Origin of the sequence: Microcystis sp. LSC13-02, from assembly GCA_002282935.1 — a bacterium.
Lineage (GTDB): Bacteria > Cyanobacteriota > Cyanobacteriia > Cyanobacteriales > Microcystaceae > Microcystis.
Genome location: MTBT01000090.1, coordinates 705 through 19,364 on the forward strand (window position 1 = coordinate 705; position 18,660 = coordinate 19,364).

Sequence of the window (18,660 nt, forward strand, 5' to 3'; positions counted from 1 at the left end):
TCTATCTTTCTCTAAAAAAATGGAGAATCACGTTGGGGAACCCTTTGGTATTTTATCCATGACTACAATGCACAGCAAAGCAAAGGATTAAAGTGATAGCGGCTTAATCCGGTTCTTCCGTTTGTCTTATGCAACGGACAGGATTATAAGAGATGAAACCCTTATAAAGAAAGACATTTGGCGATTTTTGTTAATTGTTTTCAATCTAGAGCGAACTAATCAATCAAATCTCTTGCCAGATAAGGATTTAGTCCATTTATGCCACTCTATCGAACCATACTAAGTAACGAAGACCCATTTTATCGCAAGAGGGAAATTTAATCTCTCCAAGCGAACGCCTGTTCTCGTCAGCTTGTATGTAAAGTTTTATGTACGGATTCAACATTTCTGCTATTTTATCTGCTAAGGTAAGGCAGAGGCCGATTCAAACAGCTTATCAAGAAATTTAAATGCTGAACAGCTTACCAGCCATAAGTATTTGGATAAAATTGTTTACCCATAGCGGTCCTTGTCTAGCAAGGCTTTCAGCCCTCTGTGGTCGCTAATTAATTTTGCATGACTACTTACTATAATTTGAAGTGCGGAATGTGGGTTTTAAAAATTTGCGGAAAGACGCATCTCCGCTTGTAGATCGAAGAAAGGAAATCAGGGCGTTACTGAATCAAGGTATGAATGACAACCTTGCACCCATCCAAAAGTTAGTTTGGGTCTAGGTTTTAAAAATCCCACAAAAGAAGATTCATATCTAGTGAAAACTATCTTTTGTGGTCAAAAAATTATCCGCCATCTATTTTGGAAATTATAGGAACAGTCTCATGCTTTTAACTCCAAACTTTAACCCTCTTAACTCCCTTAACTTCTCTCATTCTACGACTAACTTTCTTAATTCCGTCCCTCAGCAAGAAATAGCTGAATCCATATCTGTTATTCAATACTTAATCAATCAAATCCCTGAATCTGTATTGTGGATCGATTCCCAAGGAGGGATTAAGCATTACAATGATGCTGCTTGTGCTTTATTGGGATATTCCAGAGAACAATTATCTAATTTGACTATAGAAGAAGCTGCTCAAGATTTTTTAAACTCAGATTGGTCTAGATACTGGAAATTAATTCAACGTCGAGGTTTTGGACGTTTGATCACACAACATCCTTATTATGAGGATCATCAATCCCTCGATATTACGGTTAACTTTCTCAAATATGGAGATCAGGATTATATAAGCATAGTAGCTCGTTCTTTAAATTTTCTAGAATCTGAAAAAGATGGCTACGCTTGTAGAATTCATCCTTCTGTTAACTCAAAACAAGCTCCTCAATCGTTGATACAGCGTTCTTCTACCCCTCAACCGAATTTCTTTGATTCTTTGGCTTGTTTCTACCCTGATAGTTCTCAATTAAAACCCGTTTTTGAGTTTATTGAGGCAAATTATAGTCAACCTATTACCCTCAATGATGTGGCTGGATCGGCTGGTTATTCTCCTGCTTATTTAACCAATTTAGTTAAGCGTCGCACCGGCAAAACGATTATTCATTGGATTGTGGAACGAAGAATGCTAGAAGCCCGATCCTTGTTACTGAAAACCCATAAGTCAATTACCCAAATTGCCGCCACCGTTGGTTTTACTGACCCCTATTATTTTTCCCGTCGCTTTAGTCAGTTATATAAAGTATCTCCTAAACGTTGGCGAGAAAAACATCAAACTCAAGTAGCTTAAATGATGGGTGAGTTTTAGATTTTAGGTTCTAAGTATTTAAACTTTGCACCTTACATAATCATCATTGAGGTGGGCAATGCCCACCTTAGTAATGCTTAAATTATCACTGTTTGATGGCAGAAAGATAAGGAGATTGACGAGAGAGTGAAAGGGTAATACCTAGTTGGGATAAATCAACCGTTTTATATTTTAGGATAAACCCTAAGCCATATTTTTCTACCACAGGAAGCGGTAATTTGGCGGCATGACTATAAACCACTCTAACGGTATCTTGGCTTCCTTTATTGGGTGAGTTATTAGGTTTTTGTTCAACAAATTGACCCAAAAACTGTAGAGAACTATAGGTTTTATTTGCTTGTTGGGCAATTTGTAGAAATTCAGAAACTGCTTGCTCTAATTCCTGTGTCAAGCTATTAATATTCTCCCCAATTTTCAACAGTTGATACTCCTGTTTAGACAATAGTTTTTTTAGCTTATCTTGCAGTTCTGTTTCAAGCTGTACAACGGCTGAAGTTAATGATTCTTGGAGCATTTGCGGAGATTTATGAGCGGTTTCAATCGGTTGAGTAGTAGAAGGAATCTCTTTAACAGATGGGTCAAGAACATGAGTATCTATCATAATTTTTACCTAGCAAATAGCTACTTAACTTTGTTACCTTTTATTGTAAGAAAAAAGGAGTTGAAATTTAATGGATAATATTTTGTATTGTCTGCTAGTTTTTTCCATTATATCTATATAGTAAAGGCGTACTGAATTTGACCATAAAAAATAGGAATAAAAAAAATCCAGTTTTGGCGAAAAATAAAACATGGCTGATCAATGGGTAGAGGAATAAACTAGGAATATAAGTTAAGCAATCTTAGTTTGCTACAACACTTTTTTCACGTTAAAGGAACTTAACCCATGATGACAACTGTTCAATCTCCTTGTACCGTTGAAGACATTCAAAACTGGCTCGTTGATCAGTTTGCTCAACAACTCGATGTTGACCTTGATGACATTGATATTGAAGAACCTTTTGATAATTATGAACTCGACTCACGAAAAGCGTTAGTTTTATTAGGACGCTTAGAAAAATGGCTCGGAAAGGAATTAAATCCTGTGGTCATTTTTAACTATCCTACTATTGCTGAATTAGCAACCCGATTAGGGGAATTATATCTTTAACTTTTTCTTGTATTCTTTCTTATTCACTCTATTCCTCATCACATTTTAGGAGAATTTCACCAATGGTTACGACTGACACAAAAGTTTATGATGTTGTGATTATGGGAGCAGGTTTCGCCGGGGTCTGTCAAGCCAGACATTTACTCTTAAATGTTCCCAACATTAAAATTGCACTGATCGATCCTCGTCCCGAAGAAAGAACTAATAAAGACCTCAAAATTGGCGAATCAATGGTGGAAATTGCCACCTTATTTGTCTGCAAAGAATTGGGACTATATGAGTATATGATCGAAAATCATCCTCCCAAATTTGGACTAAACTTCCATTGGCCGAAAAAGAAGGAAAAAACGACCACTACTGATGATTATTATCATATTTGGAATAATCGTCAACCGCCTTTGGCTTCCTTTCAAATGAACCGGGCAAGATTTGAACGGGATCTCCTAAAAATGAATAAAGCGATGGGAGCAACTTTTTATCAAGGTCGAGTTGTAGATGTTGATTTAACCTCAAAAGATGAACTAAAAACCGTTATCGCTAAAGTCGAAAATGAACAGATAACTCTCAAAGCAAAGCACGTTATTGATGCCGCAGGACGTAAGTTTATTATTGGTAAAAAAACCGATAATCTCCTATTTGGAGCAGATAATCTTTTTGGACTTGATACCGGTTCTGTTTGGGTCAGAGTTAACAATATTGATCGCACCATTTTTCACGATGGTTATGATCCTTATGGTACAACTTGTAGCCATTACTATGCAACCAATCATTGGTTCGGTCATGGTCATTGGTTATGGATGATTCCTACCGAGAAGGATAGTCAAGAAATTTCCATTGGCATTGCTTATCATCGTTCAGCGATCGCTGATCATCAAATTAACACAAAAGAGAAATTTTATGATTTCTTAAAAGCCAATCATGAAATTCTTTATCGTTTAGTTAATAGTGGTGAAAATATTGATTTCCATTATTTACCGCGACCTTCTCATACAAGCAAAACCATGTTTTCAGCCGATAATTGGTATGTAATTGGAGATGCAGCTTGTATTTTTGATCCTTTTTATTCTTTGGGTTCTAGCATGATTTCCTATCAAATTGAATGTACGACAGAAATTATTCGCAGTAAATTAGTAGGAGAAGCTATTGGCGAGAAAAAACAAGCGGCGTACAATGATTTTATCCTAACTTACACGCGGTTTAATAACCATCTAATCAAACATCATGATAAACAGTTAGGAAATGCCAGTATTATGAGTTGGCGGATCTATCATGATTATATCGGGTGGTTTGGTGTCCAAGTTCCGATGTACACAGGAAAATGGTTTTTAGATTTAGATTTTCTCACCCGATATACTCCTGGTTTAAAAGAATATCAAATGGGGTATTGTGAACATCTTTATCAGCAATTTAACGAAGTCATTGCCCAAGGCAAAAATTTAGGTTTCATGGATTGTTATCGAGGCGATCAACTTTGGGGAGATTATCATACTCTTAAACATTTTGATAACTTTGTCGAAAATACCAAACTTGAACCCAAACGGTCTAATGTCTTTGCATCTATGAAATGGACAAATTTCTACAGGGCAATTTGGTATGCTAAATTCCTCTGGAAAGGTTTTGGGTGGCGTGGCTTTTTAAATGGAAAAAATCTTTACTATTTGGCTGAACATTTTGTTGATATGCTGCAAGTAATGATCGGCGAAATGTTTTATAAACATTTTACTAAAGGGATTCCTGATAATAGTCAAATTGAACAAACTCGCCAAGAATTTACCAACTATCGTTATCGCCCTCAACTGAATTCTTGGGTAAAAGAAGAAGTGAAAATATCGCCCGAAAAAATACCTATTATTGTCTAAATTTGGGTTAATCACTTAGGGTAAAAGATAAAATCAAAAATCACAAGATAGTATCTTTTACCTTTACCCCTACGCAATTACTGTCTATTAATTACGGATATCTCAACTATGAAACCTATTGCAATTATTGGGATTGGCTGTCGTTTTCCTCAAGCCAATAATCCTCATGAATTCTGGAAATTATTATCAAATGGAATTGACGGAATCACCGAAATTCCTAAGGAGCGCTGGAATATTAATGAATATTATGATGAGAATCCTGAAACACAGGGGAAAATGAATTCTCGTTATGGGGGATTTTTATCGCAAGTTGATGGGTTTGATGCTAATTTTTTCGGAATTTCCCCCAGAGAAGCCGTATTAATGGACCCTCAGCAACGCTTACTCCTAGAAGTCGCATGGGAAACCATTGAAGATGCAGGAATAACACGGGAACAATTGGCAGGATCGAAAACAGGTGTATTTGTGGGAATTGCCACAAACGATTATAGTCGCATCCATGCAGGATATAGCCACCATCCCCAAGGCTATGATTTAACAGGAAACTGCACAAATATCGCAGCCGGTCGTCTTTCCTATCTTTTTAACTTAAAAGGTCCTAGTTTAGCGGTAGATACGGCTTGTTCTTCCTCTTTGGTCGCAGTGCATCTCGCTTGTCAAAGTTTATGGAATGATGAGTCTTCAATGGCGATCGCATCGGGAATTAACCTGATTTTATCCCCTATTGGTAATATTGCGTTAAGCAAATTGAAAGCCTTGTCTCCTGATGGACGTTGCAAAACCTTTGATGAAAGTGCCAATGGATATGTGCGAAGTGAGGGAGTCGGTTGTATTATTCTCAAACCGTTGGCTCAAGCGATCGCAGACAATGATTCCATTTATGCGTTGATTAGAGGAACTGCTATTAATCATGATGGACGCAGCAAGGGGTTAACGGTTCCTTATGGACCAGCACAAGAAAGCTTGATTCGATCAGCCTTGAAAAATGCAGAAATTGAGCCAAAAGAGCTTAATTATGTGGAATTGCACGGGACTGGAACATCTTTAGGCGATCCCATCGAAGCGATAGCCTTGGGATCTGTGTTAGAAGAAGGACGAGACAAGGATAATCCTTGTTTGGTGGGATCGGTAAAAAGTAATATAGGACATCTCGAAGCAGCGGCAGGAATTGCCAGTGTGATTAAGATGGCACTCTCCCTGAAAAACCAGCAAATTCCGCCCAGTCTGCATTTTAACAAGCCGAATCCTTATATTCCCTTTGATAAGTTACCCCTTAAGCTTCAATCATCTTTAATTACCTGGCCACAACAGGAAACATCCGCCAAGGTGGGAATTAGTTCTTTTGGATTTTCGGGAACAAACGCTCATCTTATCTTAGAAGAAGCTAATTTATCTCACCAAGAACCAATTTCCTTAACTTTCCCTCATTTACTTCCTTTATCTGCCCATAGTCAAGAAGCGGTTAAAGATTTAGCTCAAAATTATGAAGATTTCCTGAAAGATCAAGCTTTAACCGCTGAATTTGTCCAGAATCTTTGCTATAGTGCTAGTTTAAGACGGACTCATCATGCTCATCGTCAGGCGGTTGTGGTTCATTCTCCTGAAGAATTATTGAAGGGTTTAAAAGAGTTAGAAACGATTGATTTATCGACTCAATCTAAGCCTTCAAAACGTAAAACAAACATTGCTTTTGTCTTTTCTGGCCAAGGACCTCAATGGTGGGCAATGGGACGGGAATTATTAGCAACAGAACCCGTTTTTCGCTCTGTTATTAAACAATGTGATACTTTGATTCAAAAGTATGCTAACTGGTCATTATTAGCGGAATTTAATGCGTCTGAAGCTCAATCTCGTTTACAAGAAACAGAAGTTTCTCAACCTGCTTTATTCGCTTTACAAGTTGGATTAGCTAAATTATGGCAATCTTGGGGGATTAATCCTAAATCTGTGGTTGGTCACAGCTTGGGAGAAGTTGCAGCTGCCCATTTTGCGGGAATTCTAACTCTTGAGGAAGCCATTCATTTGATTTGTCAGCGCGGACAATTGATGCAGCAAGCAACAGGAAATGGAAAAATGCTTGCGATTGAATTACCTGTTAATGAGGTAGAAAATTTAATGGCTGCTTGGGAAAATGAATTAGAAGTTGCTGCCATTAATAGTCCCTATTCAACGGTTGTATCTGGGGAGTCTCAATCGATTGATCAATTAATTGCTGAATTGTCCCAAAACCATCCTCATATTTTCTACAAAGAACTCCCTGTTAATTATGCTTTTCATAGTCAACAAATGACTACTTTTGCGGATAATTTAGTTAAAAAATTAGGAGAGCTTCAGCCTCAAAAAAGCACCATACCAATTTTCTCAACCGTAACAGGTGATCAACAAGAGGGGACATTATTTAATGCTGCTTATTGGGGACAAAATATGCGTCAGACGGTACGTTTTAACCCTGCTATTGAAGCAATGATTAAATCTCGTCATACTATCTTTGTTGAAATCAGCCCCCATCCGGTTTTATTGGGATATATTAAAAGTACCTTACGAGAACAAGATACTGAGGGATTTGTTTTACCCTCTCTAAGACGAGAACATTCTGAACGGGGAACGCTATTAAATTCTTTAGGAAAGCTCTACACTTGGGGACAGTCGATTAATTGGGAAAAATTATATCCCGAAAATTGTCAGTTTGTTAAGTTACCGCTTTATCCTTGGCAACATGAATCTTATTGGGTAAATGATGCTAAACCTCAATTTAAGTCTGTTTCTTCTGCTTCTAGTTTACTTAATTTATTAGTTGAAGGCAAAACTGAACAACTAACGGAACAGTTAAATCAAAGTGATCAATTATCACCTGAGGTCAAGCAGTTTTTACCACAATTATTACAGTTATTGGTTGGGGAAGATGCAACAATAACAGGCAAGATGCCTATCCTACAGGATGTTAGTAAAAACTGTTATCAAGTGGAATGGCAACTCAGTCCTTTAAACTTAAAAAATAAGCCTTCTCAAGGAGAACGGTGGTTAATTTTTAATGATAATCAAGGAGTTGGTAAAGCCTTAGCAACAACGCTAAATGATGCTTATATTTTGGTGTCTTTTGGTCAAACTTATCAGAAGTTGGTGTCAGGTCATTATCAAATTAATCCTAATAATGATAAGGATTTTCAACGGTTGTTACAAGATATAACTGAACCAATCACCAAAGTGGTCTATTTATGGGGGTTAGACAGCGATATTAACTCCCAACCCTCTCAAACTCGTTCTTATGCCAGTTTATTGTATCTAACACAAGCTTTAGCTCAATTTAAAACTAAAGAACCCCCTAAACTTTGGGTCATAACACAACAAGCACAACCGGTGAATGATGCTGTTAAACCGCTTAAAATAGCGCAAACGTCCTTATGGGGAATGGGTCAAGTCATTGCCCTTGAATATCCTAATTTATGGGGAGGATTGATTGATTTAGAAGAAAAACAACCATCGTCTCAAGCAATTATTGCTGAAATAACAGAAAATCTAGGAGAAGATCGCATCGCTTTTCGGGATCATCAACGATATGTTGCCCGTTTAGTACCTAATAAAGCAATAAAAAGCTCAAACGTCAATTTTAAGAAGACAGAAGCCAGTTATCTCATTACTGGGGGCTTAGGCTCTTTAGGATTAAGTTTAGCAGATTGGTTAATTGAAAAAGGTGCAAATCATTTAATCTTAACCAGTCGGCGAGCCTTAGCTGACCATTCAAGGGATAAACAGGTAAAAATCAAAGCTTTAGAGGATAAAGGGGCTACTATTCAAGTAATTGCCGCTGATGTTAGTGATTATCAACAAACCCGTCAACTTTTTCACCAAATTCAAGAAAATTGTCCTCCCTTACAGGGTATTATTCATGCGGCAGGGGTTTTAAGCGATCGCAACATTGACAAGATGGATTTCGATTGTTTTGAGAGCGTATTTAATCCTAAAGCAGCAGGAGCGTGGAATTTACACCAACTTTCTCAAGATTTATCCTTAGATTTCTTTGTTTGTTTCTCTTCCATGTCTGCTTTAATCGGATCACGAGGTCAAATTCACTATGCTGCTGCCAACCATTTCTTAGATGGTTTAATGCACTACCGTCGAGAGTCTGGACTCACAGGGTTAAGCATTAACTGGGGACCTTGGGCTAAAGGGGGAATGGCCACGCAAGGCTATGAAGAAGGCTTAAAACGCCTGGGAATCAATCCATTACAACCTAATTTAGCCCTAGATACTTTAGATGCTCTAATCAATGGTAATGTTACTCAAACAATGGTAGCAGAGATTGATTGGTCTAAGTTTAAAACGATTGTTGCAGCAAAAGGACGGGTGGCTTTCTTAGAAGCGTTATTCAAGCAAGATCAGGACAATTTTGTGCAAACGGTCGAGAATTTCCCTCAAACCATCCAAAAAAACCCTCCTCACCGACGAGTCACCCTATTAACCACTCGTTTACAGCAAGAAGTAGCGCAAGTCTTAGGAATTCGTCGATCCAGCTTGCCCGACACTGATCAAGGGTTCTTTGAGATGGGAATGGATTCTTTAATGTCAGTAGAACTCAAACATCGCCTAGAAGGCTTATTTTCTGTCTCTTTACCTTCTACCTTTGCTTTTGAGTATCCCACGATTAGAGATGTAGCACGGTATTTTGTCCAAGAAGTATTTGCTTGGGAATTAAATTCTGACAATTCTGAGGTTTCTTCGGAAATAGGGTCAACGGATGCTGTAGAACTTAACCAAGTGCTTGCTGAATTGGAGTCACTTTCAGAAGCAGAAACAGAAGCTTTGATGGAACAGGAATTGGCAGACTTACAAGCCTTGATTGCCTAAAAAAGTTCTCAAGAAAGGTCAAAAAAAAATCCATTTTTTGTCAAAAAAATCTATGTTCTCTCAAGCAGAAAATCTCTAAAATATTAATTAAGCGTCATCGGCGTTAAAAGGAGAAGTTTAACATGACCACTCAAACATTAACCCCCTTACAAAAAGCAATTATTGGACTCAAAGAAGCTCGGAGAAAAATTGAGTCTTTGGAGCAACAAAAAAACGAACCTATTGCTATTGTGGGTACAGGTTGTCGCTTTCCAGGAGGGTCAAATACCCCAGACAGTTTTTGGGAATTATTAAGTCAAGGAAAAGATGCTATTACCCCTGTACCACCGCAAAGATGGGATATCAAAGCCTATTATGATGAAAATCCTGATGTTCCTAATAAAATGTATACTCGCTATGGAGGTTTTATTGAAAACGTTGATCAGTTTGACCCCCTCTTTTTTGGGATTCTCCCCAGGGAAGCCATTTCTCTTGATCCCCAACAAAGACTTTTATTAGAAGTAAGTTGGGAAGCCCTAGAAAATGCTGGGATAATGCCATCAACCCTCAAAGGAACACAAACAGGTGTATTTATGGGGATTGGCTCTGATGATTATGCTAAATGGCAAGTCAAAAATCATCTTCTCATTGATACTTATACCGGATCAGGTAATGCTGCTTGTTTTGCTTCAGGACGCTTATCTTATTTGTTGGGACTACAAGGCCCCAGTATCGCAATAGATACTGCTTGTTCTACTTCTTTAGTGGCGATTCATTTGGCTTGTCAGAGTTTACGCAATGGAGAATCTAACTTAGCTTTAGCAGGTGGAGTCAGTTTAATGCTATCTCCTGAATCGACACTCTATCTTTGTAAAACAAAAGCTTTATCCCCTGATGGTCGTTGTAAAACCTTTGATAAGGAGGCTAATGGTTATGTCCGAGGAGAAGGATGCGGCGTTGTCATTTTGAAACGTCTGAGTGATGCGATCGCTGATAATGACCCTATTTTGGCAGTCATTCGTGGTTCAGCCGTTAATCAAGATGGGCCCAGTAGCGGACTGACTGTTCCCAACGTAACAGCACAACAGGCGGTGATTCGTCAAGCGCTCGAAAATGGAAAGGTTAGTCCTGAACAGATTAGTTATTTTGAAGCTCATGGGACTGGGACGGCTTTGGGTGATCCGATTGAAGTGCGAGGAATTCATGAAATTTTTGCTCAAGGTCGTTCTCAGGATAATCCCTTAATGATTGGTTCAGTGAAAACGAATATTGGTCATCTTGAAACCGCAGCTGGAATGGCCAGTTTGCTCAAAGTTATTTTATCATTGCAACATAAACAGATTCCTCCTCATCTTAATTTTAAAGAACTTAATCCAGATATTGCTGCTTCTGCTCAGTTTCTCAAAATTCCCACCCACCTCATACCTTGGGAACAAACAGAAACGCCTAGAATGGCAAGTATTAGTGGTTTTGGACTAAGTGGAACGAATGCCCATCTGATTATCGAAGAAGCTCCTCAATTGACCCATACACCGGCATCATTCTCTCGTCCTTTTCATCTTTTAAAATTATCCGCTAAAAGTGAAACCGCCTTAAAAGCATTAGCTCTTCAATGGGAAACCTATTTACAAGACCACCCAGAAACGAAGGTGACTGACTTGGCCTTTAGTGCAAATACAGGACGCGACAATTTCAGTCATCGTTTGGCGATGGTGGTACAGTCTTCTGAAGAAGTGAGAAAAAATTTAGCTGCTTTTCGTCAGCAACAACCTGTTCCTAATTTACTGAAACATACCCTAGAATCTCGTCAAAATCAGAAAATTGCCTTTTTATTTACAGGACAAGGTTGCCAATATGTAGAGATGGGACGGCAATTGTATGAAACTCAACCGACGTTTCGACGTATTTTAGATGAGTGCGATCAACTTCTCCGTTCAGAATTAGAGCAACCGCTTTTGTCGGTTCTTTATCCTGATGATGAGAATAGTCAACTAATTACGCAAACTGCTTACACTCAACCTGCTTTATTTGCGATTGAATATGCACTTGCTCAAATGTGGTTATCTTGGAATGTTCAACCGAATGCAGTGATGGGTCATAGTTTAGGGGAATATGTTGCTGCTACCGTTGCTGGGGTTTTCACCCTTCCTGAAGCCCTAAAATTAGTAGCAGGGCGGGGGCGTTTAATGCAAAAATTACCTCCTAACGGTCAAATGAAAGCCGTTATGACAGACGCAGAAACCCTCCAAACCTTGATTAAACAGTCGGGTTTCACTCGCAAGATCGCCATTGCTGCGATTAATGGACCCCAGTCGGTGGTCATTTCTGGTACAACGCCAGCTATCGAACGCTTTAGTGAGATTTTAAGCCAAAAAGAGATCAAAACGACTCAACTTTTAGTCTCTCATGCTTTCCATTCTCCTTTAATGGAACCGATGATCGCTGAGTTTCGGGAATTAACGAGTCAAATTAACTATCAAAGACCTCAAATTGACATCATTTCTAATCTAACGGGCAAGGTGATTGATCAAGAAATGGCTAATCCTGAATATTGGTGTAATCATATTCGTCAAACCGTACAATTTGCCCCTGCGATCGCAACGTTGGTGGACAATGAATACGAAATCTTTGTGGAGATTGGCGCAAAACCGATTTTATTAGGGATGGCCAGTCAATGTTTTCCACAGCATCAAGCCCAATGGCTGCCTACGTTACGCCCTGGTAAGGAAGAATGGCAACAGGTTTTAGAAACTTTAGGGAAGTTGTATGTCTCAGGGGTTAACATTAACTGGAAAAATTTTGAGACAGATTATCCCCATCAATATCTTACCTTACCGACTTATCCCTTCCAACGTCAGTCTTATTGGCTTGATCTCAGTACAGCACAACAACCTTTAAAAGCCTCAAGTGACACCCCCAAGATTCATCCCCTTTTAGAGCGACAACTCAGTTCTCCTCTGTTAGAAAAAACTCTGTTTGAATCTTATTTAGGTCTTGACACTTTGCCCTTTTTAGCCGACCACAAAATTTATGATCAGGTGGTCGTCCCCGGCGCATTTCATTTATCTTTGCTGCTAGGTGCATCTGAAATTACTTTTAAGAATGCCAGATATTGTTTAGAGCAAGTTATTTTCCCTGAAGCTCTCGTTATTCCTTCACAGGGGGGGCGTTTAGTTCAATTAGCAATTACACCTCATGAAAATCAAAATCAAGGGAATTTTCAACTGATTAGTCTCAATCACCATGCCAATACTAAGGGTGATCATTCTTGGCAAGTACATGGGACAGGCCGAATGGTCCGTCAACCCCTTTCTTCTCAGCCTGAATTGAGCCAGATCATCCCTGAACAAATCATCTCTCGCTGTGAACGGATGATGACGGGAGCAGAACTTTACAGCCATTTAGCGCAACGAGAAATTCATTTAGGTTCAACGTTTCAATGGCTTGAGTCTGTGTGGCAAACTGAAGCAGAAGCAATTGGGAAAATGGGAATTCCTGACCCTTTAAAAGACTCTAAAGACCTCTCAGATTATCAAATACATCCGACTTTAATTGATGCTTGTTTCCAAATGTTAGTCGTTATGTTAGATCAGAATGTCGATCAAGCCGAAACGGTCATTCCCTTCAGTATTGAAAAATTGGAATTTTTTGAGCGTCCTAGCAGTTCTCAATTATGGTGCTATGCTCGTCGTTCTTTAGGATCTCAGATGAATAACAAGGAAGTTGTCTTAGATATAGAACTCTTCGATCAATACAATCAATTGATTGCTAAAGTAACAGGATTTCAAGGCAAAAAAATTCCTCGTCAAGTGTTACAGAAAAGTTGGCAAGCAGCTGTCAATAATTGGTTATATAAAGTCGATTGGCAACCTCAAACACTAACTACCTTGACTAAGGATGTCCCCTCCCAAACACAAGGGAATTGGCTTATTTTCGCCGATCAATCATCATTGGAAACTCAACTAACTCAACCGTTACAAAAACAAGGACATCAATTGTTTACCGTAACGTTAGGAGAAGCTTATCAAAAATTAGATGCTTGGCACTATACTATTGATCCTGCTCAACCTCAACACTTTAAGCAATTACTTGAAGACATTCAAGAAAACCAATTACCCTTACAAGGGATTGTTCATCTTTGGAGTTTAGAATCTGAAGGAAAGCCCATTGAAAATGCTCAACATTTGCAAGAATCGCAATTTTTAAGCGTTGGTAGCACCCTTCATTTGGTTCAAGCTCTCAGTGAAACCATTCTTGCGCCAGAATTTCGTTTTTGGTTAGTGACTCGCGATGTTCAAGCCATTGGAACAGAAACAGTTCCTACCCAACCGCAACATAGTGGTTTATCGGGACTGGCTCGTGTGATCAACCTAGAACATCCTAAATTACAATGTGCTACCATAGACCTTGCTTCTGAAAAGGCGGAAAATGAAGCAGAAATGCTCATAGAGGAGTTCTTGAGTCATACCCTTGAAGACAGAATTGCCTATCGTCAAGGCTCTCGTTTTGTCGCTCGTTTAATCCCTTGTTCTCCAGCAAAATCAACTCATCTGGTTACAGTTGATAGTCATAGCACCTATCTCATCACAGGGGGGTTAGGTTCTCTGGGTCTACTCATTGCTCAATCCTTAGTTGAACAAGGCGCAAAACATCTGGTTTTACTCTCTCGTCGTGAACCTGATGAAACTGTATCCCATTCTTTAGAAGAGTTGAAAACCAAAGGTGCAGAAATTATTTTAGCTCAAGCTGATGTATCAGATTACTGCCAACTTGAAAAAGTCTTCCAAAACATTCAAACGTCTTTACCCCCTCTGCGTGGAATCATTCATGGGGCTGGCATTTTAGATGACGGAACTTTATCGACTTTAAACTGGGAACGTTTTAGTAAAGTGCTTTCTCCGAAGATGGCTGGTGCTTGGAATTTACATTGTCTCTCAGCCGACTTATCCCTAGATTTCTTTATTCTTTTCTCTTCTGCAGCCGCCTTGCTGGGTTCTCCAGGACAGGGAAATTATGCAACCGCTAATGCCTTTCTCGATGGACTCGCCTATTATCGTCAAAGTTTGGGTTTACCAGGGATGAGTCTTCAGTGGGGGCCTTGGGCTCAAACGGGTATGGCTACCCGATTAGGAGAAGATCATCAAATTCGTCTAGAGAAACAGGGAATCAGTCAAATTATGCCCCAACAAGGGTTATCAATATTGGGGAATTTACTTCGATCTGATGAAGAATGTCTAGGGATCTTAGGGATTGATTGGGCTAAATTTGTTCAAGAGCTTCCTTTTGCTACTCAAACACCCTTTTTCTCGGAATTAACGACTAAAATCTCTCAATCGATTCATCAGGAGCAAGCCACAGTAGAGACAGAACAACTGTTGGGGCAATTACAAACAGCTACCGTTGATGATTATGATCAGATTTTACTCGATTATGTCGTTGAGACGGTCACAAGAATTTTAGGGTTAGATCCTAGCCAACTCCCACTCAATCAGCCCTTGGATGAGATGGGGCTTGATTCTTTAATGAGTGCTGAACTAAAAAATCGTCTGAGTTCTGGCTTAAAGATAGATATTCCTCTAGCTTTATTTGTCGGAGGAGTCACAGTAACCAGTTTATCGACTGAGATTAAACAACGTTTGGGGGATATCCATCTCACTGAATCAATGGCTGACCCATCCATTAAGATGTCCCCTGATTCTTCTCATCTCTTAGACAATCTCGATCAACTCAGCGATCAAGAAGTTGAACAGCTTCTCAATTCCATGATTTCTTAAACTTATTACAGGAGTATAGTCATGACCACTCAAACACAAAATTTATCGGCTTTATCGGCTGAAGAAAAACGCTCACTTTTAGCTCAACTGTTAAAACAACAAAATCCGTCGGCTGTTCCTACTGCTCGTGAAATTCCGACCGAATACTATGTCTTCAAAGATTTTCCTGAGTATATTGCTTTGAAAAATATGCTGAATGAATTTGAAGCTAATGGACAATCAAATCCTTACTTTAAAGCTCATGAAGGCGTTAATAAAGACACAACTTTAGTTGAGGGTCAAGAGTTAATTAACTTTTCGAGTTACAACTACATAGCGATGTCTGGTGATCCGATTGTCCAAAAGGCTGTACAAGACGCAACCCAAAAATATGGAAGTTCTGTTTCTGCGAGTCGTTTAATTTCTGGGGAAATTCCTTTGCATCAAGAATTAGAACAGGAAATTGCCGATCTTATTGGGGTTGAAAGTTCCATTGTCTATGTGGGTGGTCACTCTACTAATGTCACCACCATTGGTCACTTATTTAAGGAGGAAGACTTAATTCTGCATGATTCTCTGATTCATGATAGTTCTTTCCAAGGTGCGGTGCTTTCTGGGGCAACTTGTCGCGCTTTTCCCCATAATAGCTGGCAGGCTTTAGACAGAATTCTTCAAGAAGAACGACATAAATACAAACGGGTCGTAATTCTTATTGAAGGTGCATATAGTATGGATGGGGATATTCCTGATTTACCCAAATTTATCGAGGTTAAAAAGCGACATCATGCTTTATTAATGATTGATGAAGCCCATTCTATCGGTACTGTTGGTCAAAACGGCCACGGGATTGGGGAATATTTTGATATTAATCGTCATGATGTAGATTTATGGATGGGAACGCTTAGTAAGTCTTTTGCCAGTTGTGGGGGTTACATTGCAGGTTGCCGAGAATTAATTGATTATCTCAAATATACTGCACCTGGATTTGTCTATAGTGTGGGTATTTCTCCGCCTAATACGGCTTCGGCTTTAGCTTCTATCCGTTTACTGAAAGCTGAACCCCAAAGAGTCACCCGTTTGCACCAAACAGCTACTCTCTTTCTAGAATTAGCCCAACAAGAAGGATTGAATACGGGTTATAGTAAAGATACACCGATTATTCCCGTGATTGTTGGCAAATCCTTAGCTTGTGTTCGGCTTTCTCAAGCCTTGATTAATCGCGGTATTAATGTAATGCCAATGATTTATCCTGCTGCCCCTGAAAATGCTGCTCGTTTACGCTTTTTCCTCAATTCCACTCATACTGAAGCTCAAATTCGTTTTACCGTGAAAACATTAGCGGAAGAATGGGCTAAAATTGAGTTGTCTTAAGGTCTCAGGGTTTACCAGTTAACCTATATGTAGGGTGGGCTTTGCCCACCCAGACAGCAGATGTAATGCATTCAGTCTTAATTATGGATTTTTATCAAAAGCACGTCATTATTACGGGTGGTTCGAGTGGAATTGGCAAAGCAACAGCCATTATGTTGGCCGCAGAAGGCGCACATCTATCGATTATTGCTCGTCGTCAAGATGTACTATTGCAAGCGCAAGCCGAAATTGAGGCCGTTAAAATTTTTCCCGAACAACGGGTGGTTTGTCTATCTGCATCAGTTACACAGTTCGACGAAATTCAAACAGCAATAACCAAGGCCATTGAGGAACTCGGCCCACCCACCTTAGTTATTACCTCAGCAGGAATTGCACATCCGGGATATTTTCAGGAACTGCCTTTGACAGTATTTGAAGAAACCATGAATATTAACTACTTTGGCACACTTTATGCCATTAAAGCTGCTTTACCATCAATGATAGACCAGCAACAGGGACACATCGTTATGATATCCTCAGTTGCTGGCTTAATCGGTGTATATGGCTATAGTGCTTATAGTCCATCCAAATTTGCAGTGCGTGGGTTAGCTGAATCTTTACGAGGAGAACTAAAACCCTTTGATATTGGGGTTTCTATTGTCTATCCCCCTGATACTGACACCCCTCAACTCGCTGCCGAAAATTTGACTAAACCTTATGAAACTAAATTGATCACAAGTAGCACAAAAATCTGGAAACCTGAAGAAGTGGCACAAGTCATTATCAATGGCATTAAAAGAAAAGATTTCGCCATTACACCAGGAGGGGAAGCCAAAATTTTACAAATTGGACATAGTTTACTCGCTCCAATCATTCATAGGTATTTTGACAGAATAGTTAATCAGAAAAAAGAGTAACCCGCTCAATATTTCTTTTATTTTAGTTTCTTTAGGGAAAAGGCGGCAAAGATCGTCGTGATTAAAGCAATGACCATATTGGGTTCAGGAACAGTCGTCACAGCCACAAAATTGCGATCTGCTCTCGCTTTAGCCAGTTTGATTCCTGCTACTGACTGAGAAGCTCCTGCATTGAGCAAAAAATTACTTAACTCTTCTGAAATCAAAAGATCAATGTCTTCTTCAACCCAAGTTTGAGTATTAAGATCGACATCAGGGAAACCGGGAGCTACAACGTCAAGTGCACGGAACATAGGAGGAAGAGAACTTGATGTTGTATCTGTCAGAAAAAAGCTAAACGTTTGATCAAAACTATTAGAAAAATTGCCAAACACAAACTGATATCCAAGACCAGGAAGAAGATTATTATCAACATCAAAAACAAAAGTTCCTAAAAACTCCTCAGATCCCGATAAAGGAAGATAAAAACCATCTTGATCGTCATATAGAAAGGTGAAAGTTGTTCCCCGAACCCCAGGGTCTGTGCTAGGGGGTAAGAGTAAAGCCCCAATATCATAACCAGGCTTGGGTGTAGTAGTGCTATTTGCGCTATTTAGAGTTAGGCCAATTGTTTCTAAAACAGCGAGTCCATTAGGATATAATATCAGGCTTTCTTGTCCTCCTGTTTCTGCATAAATGACAGGTTTAGCTAGGACTGCAGTGCCAGTGGAAATCGTAACAATCGCTGTTAATCCTACCAAGTTCATAACTTGGTTCATGGGGGGGGTCGTTCTCAAGAATAAAGTCATTTTGGAGAAAAAGAGTAGAGATAGTCTCCTTAATTTTAAAGGAAGAATAAATTTAGTAAGGATAATTTTTAGCTTTGTTTAATTTTTAAACTGAACGAAATCCCCGTATGATTATTCTGGGTACAGGACAAAAAGCTTGAAAAGTAGGCGGGAGTAGAGTTTTGTGGGAAATAGCACTAATCTCGGAACCCATATAGAACCTATTTGGTATCTTAGGATACAGCTAATCGTCGTAGTAGAAGTCGAAGAAAACAGAGATGAATTTTGGTAGTGGAGTGCTGTA

General features: G+C 39.2%; 9 protein-coding genes and 1 pseudogene. 8 read left to right on the forward strand and 2 right to left on the reverse strand.

Features of this window, described 5'->3' with window-relative positions; genetic code table 11:
- Both BGL89_RS21450 and BGL89_RS05285 read left to right on the forward strand, forming a co-directional pair.
- Positions 1–96: pseudogene (locus tag BGL89_RS21450) on the forward strand (IS1 family transposase); the annotation flags it as partial.
- A gap of 719 nt (positions 97–815) precedes the next feature.
- Positions 816–1,718: a helix-turn-helix transcriptional regulator gene (locus tag BGL89_RS05285; RefSeq protein ID WP_286824789.1), complete on the forward strand. Its 903-nt coding sequence runs from the start codon at positions 816–818 to the stop codon at positions 1,716–1,718.
- A 103-nt stretch (positions 1,719–1,821) separates the two neighbouring features.
- Here the strand turns inward: BGL89_RS05285 and BGL89_RS05290 are convergent, their stop codons facing one another.
- Positions 1,822–2,337: a hypothetical protein gene (locus tag BGL89_RS05290; protein WP_286824790.1), complete on the reverse strand. Its 516-nt coding sequence runs from the start codon at positions 2,335–2,337 to the stop codon at positions 1,822–1,824.
- A 285-nt stretch (positions 2,338–2,622) separates the two neighbouring features.
- On the opposite strand from BGL89_RS05290, the gene BGL89_RS05295 reads away from it, so the two are divergent.
- The 6 genes from BGL89_RS05295 to BGL89_RS05320 all read left to right on the forward strand — a co-directional run bounded on the left by BGL89_RS05295 (position 2,623) and on the right by BGL89_RS05320 (position 17,589).
- A complete protein-coding gene (locus BGL89_RS05295) occupies positions 2,623–2,886 on the forward strand; it encodes an acyl carrier protein (protein WP_008206984.1) in 264 nt (87 codons plus the stop codon).
- Between the two features lie 62 nt (positions 2,887–2,948).
- Positions 2,949–4,745 carry an NAD(P)/FAD-dependent oxidoreductase gene (locus BGL89_RS05300; RefSeq protein WP_286824792.1) on the forward strand — a complete coding sequence of 599 codons (1,797 nt, stop codon included), beginning with the start codon at positions 2,949–2,951 and terminating at the stop codon, positions 4,743–4,745.
- A gap of 108 nt (positions 4,746–4,853) precedes the next feature.
- Complete coding sequence (locus BGL89_RS05305) at positions 4,854–9,590, forward strand: type I polyketide synthase (protein WP_286824793.1); 4,737 nt, start codon at positions 4,854–4,856, stop codon at positions 9,588–9,590.
- Between the two features lie 122 nt (positions 9,591–9,712).
- Positions 9,713–15,343 carry a type I polyketide synthase gene (locus BGL89_RS05310; protein ID WP_286824795.1) on the forward strand — a complete coding sequence of 1,877 codons (5,631 nt, stop codon included), beginning with the start codon at positions 9,713–9,715 and terminating at the stop codon, positions 15,341–15,343.
- Between the two features lie 21 nt (positions 15,344–15,364).
- Positions 15,365–16,693 carry an aminotransferase class I/II-fold pyridoxal phosphate-dependent enzyme gene (locus BGL89_RS05315; protein ID WP_286824796.1) on the forward strand — a complete coding sequence of 443 codons (1,329 nt, stop codon included), beginning with the start codon at positions 15,365–15,367 and terminating at the stop codon, positions 16,691–16,693.
- Positions 16,694–16,776: 83 nt separating this feature from the next.
- A complete protein-coding gene (locus tag BGL89_RS05320) occupies positions 16,777–17,589 on the forward strand; it encodes an SDR family oxidoreductase (protein ID WP_286824797.1) in 813 nt (270 codons plus the stop codon).
- A gap of 17 nt (positions 17,590–17,606) precedes the next feature.
- Here BGL89_RS05320 and BGL89_RS05325 read toward each other — a convergent pair whose 3' ends face one another.
- Complete coding sequence (locus tag BGL89_RS05325) at positions 17,607–18,347, reverse strand: PEP-CTERM sorting domain-containing protein (protein ID WP_286824798.1); 741 nt, start codon at positions 18,345–18,347, stop codon at positions 17,607–17,609.
- Positions 18,348–18,660 lie beyond the last annotated feature (313 nt).

Excerpts from the sequence above, each read along its gene's own strand:
- BGL89_RS05285 (WP_286824789.1), top strand. The coding sequence starts at position 816 with ATGCTTTTAACTCCAAACTTTAACCCTCTTAACTCCCTTAACTTCTCT.
- BGL89_RS05290 (WP_286824790.1), bottom strand. The coding sequence starts at position 2,337 with ATGATAGATACTCATGTTCTTGACCCATCTGTTAAAGAGATTCCTTCT.
- BGL89_RS05295 (WP_008206984.1), top strand. The coding sequence starts at position 2,623 with ATGATGACAACTGTTCAATCTCCTTGTACCGTTGAAGACATTCAAAAC.
- BGL89_RS05300 (WP_286824792.1), top strand. The coding sequence starts at position 2,949 with ATGGTTACGACTGACACAAAAGTTTATGATGTTGTGATTATGGGAGCA.
- BGL89_RS05305 (WP_286824793.1), top strand. The coding sequence starts at position 4,854 with ATGAAACCTATTGCAATTATTGGGATTGGCTGTCGTTTTCCTCAAGCC.
- BGL89_RS05310 (WP_286824795.1), top strand. The coding sequence starts at position 9,713 with ATGACCACTCAAACATTAACCCCCTTACAAAAAGCAATTATTGGACTC.
- BGL89_RS05315 (WP_286824796.1), top strand. The coding sequence starts at position 15,365 with ATGACCACTCAAACACAAAATTTATCGGCTTTATCGGCTGAAGAAAAA.
- BGL89_RS05320 (WP_286824797.1), top strand. The coding sequence starts at position 16,777 with ATGGATTTTTATCAAAAGCACGTCATTATTACGGGTGGTTCGAGTGGA.
- BGL89_RS05325 (WP_286824798.1), bottom strand. The coding sequence starts at position 18,347 with ATGAACCAAGTTATGAACTTGGTAGGATTAACAGCGATTGTTACGATT.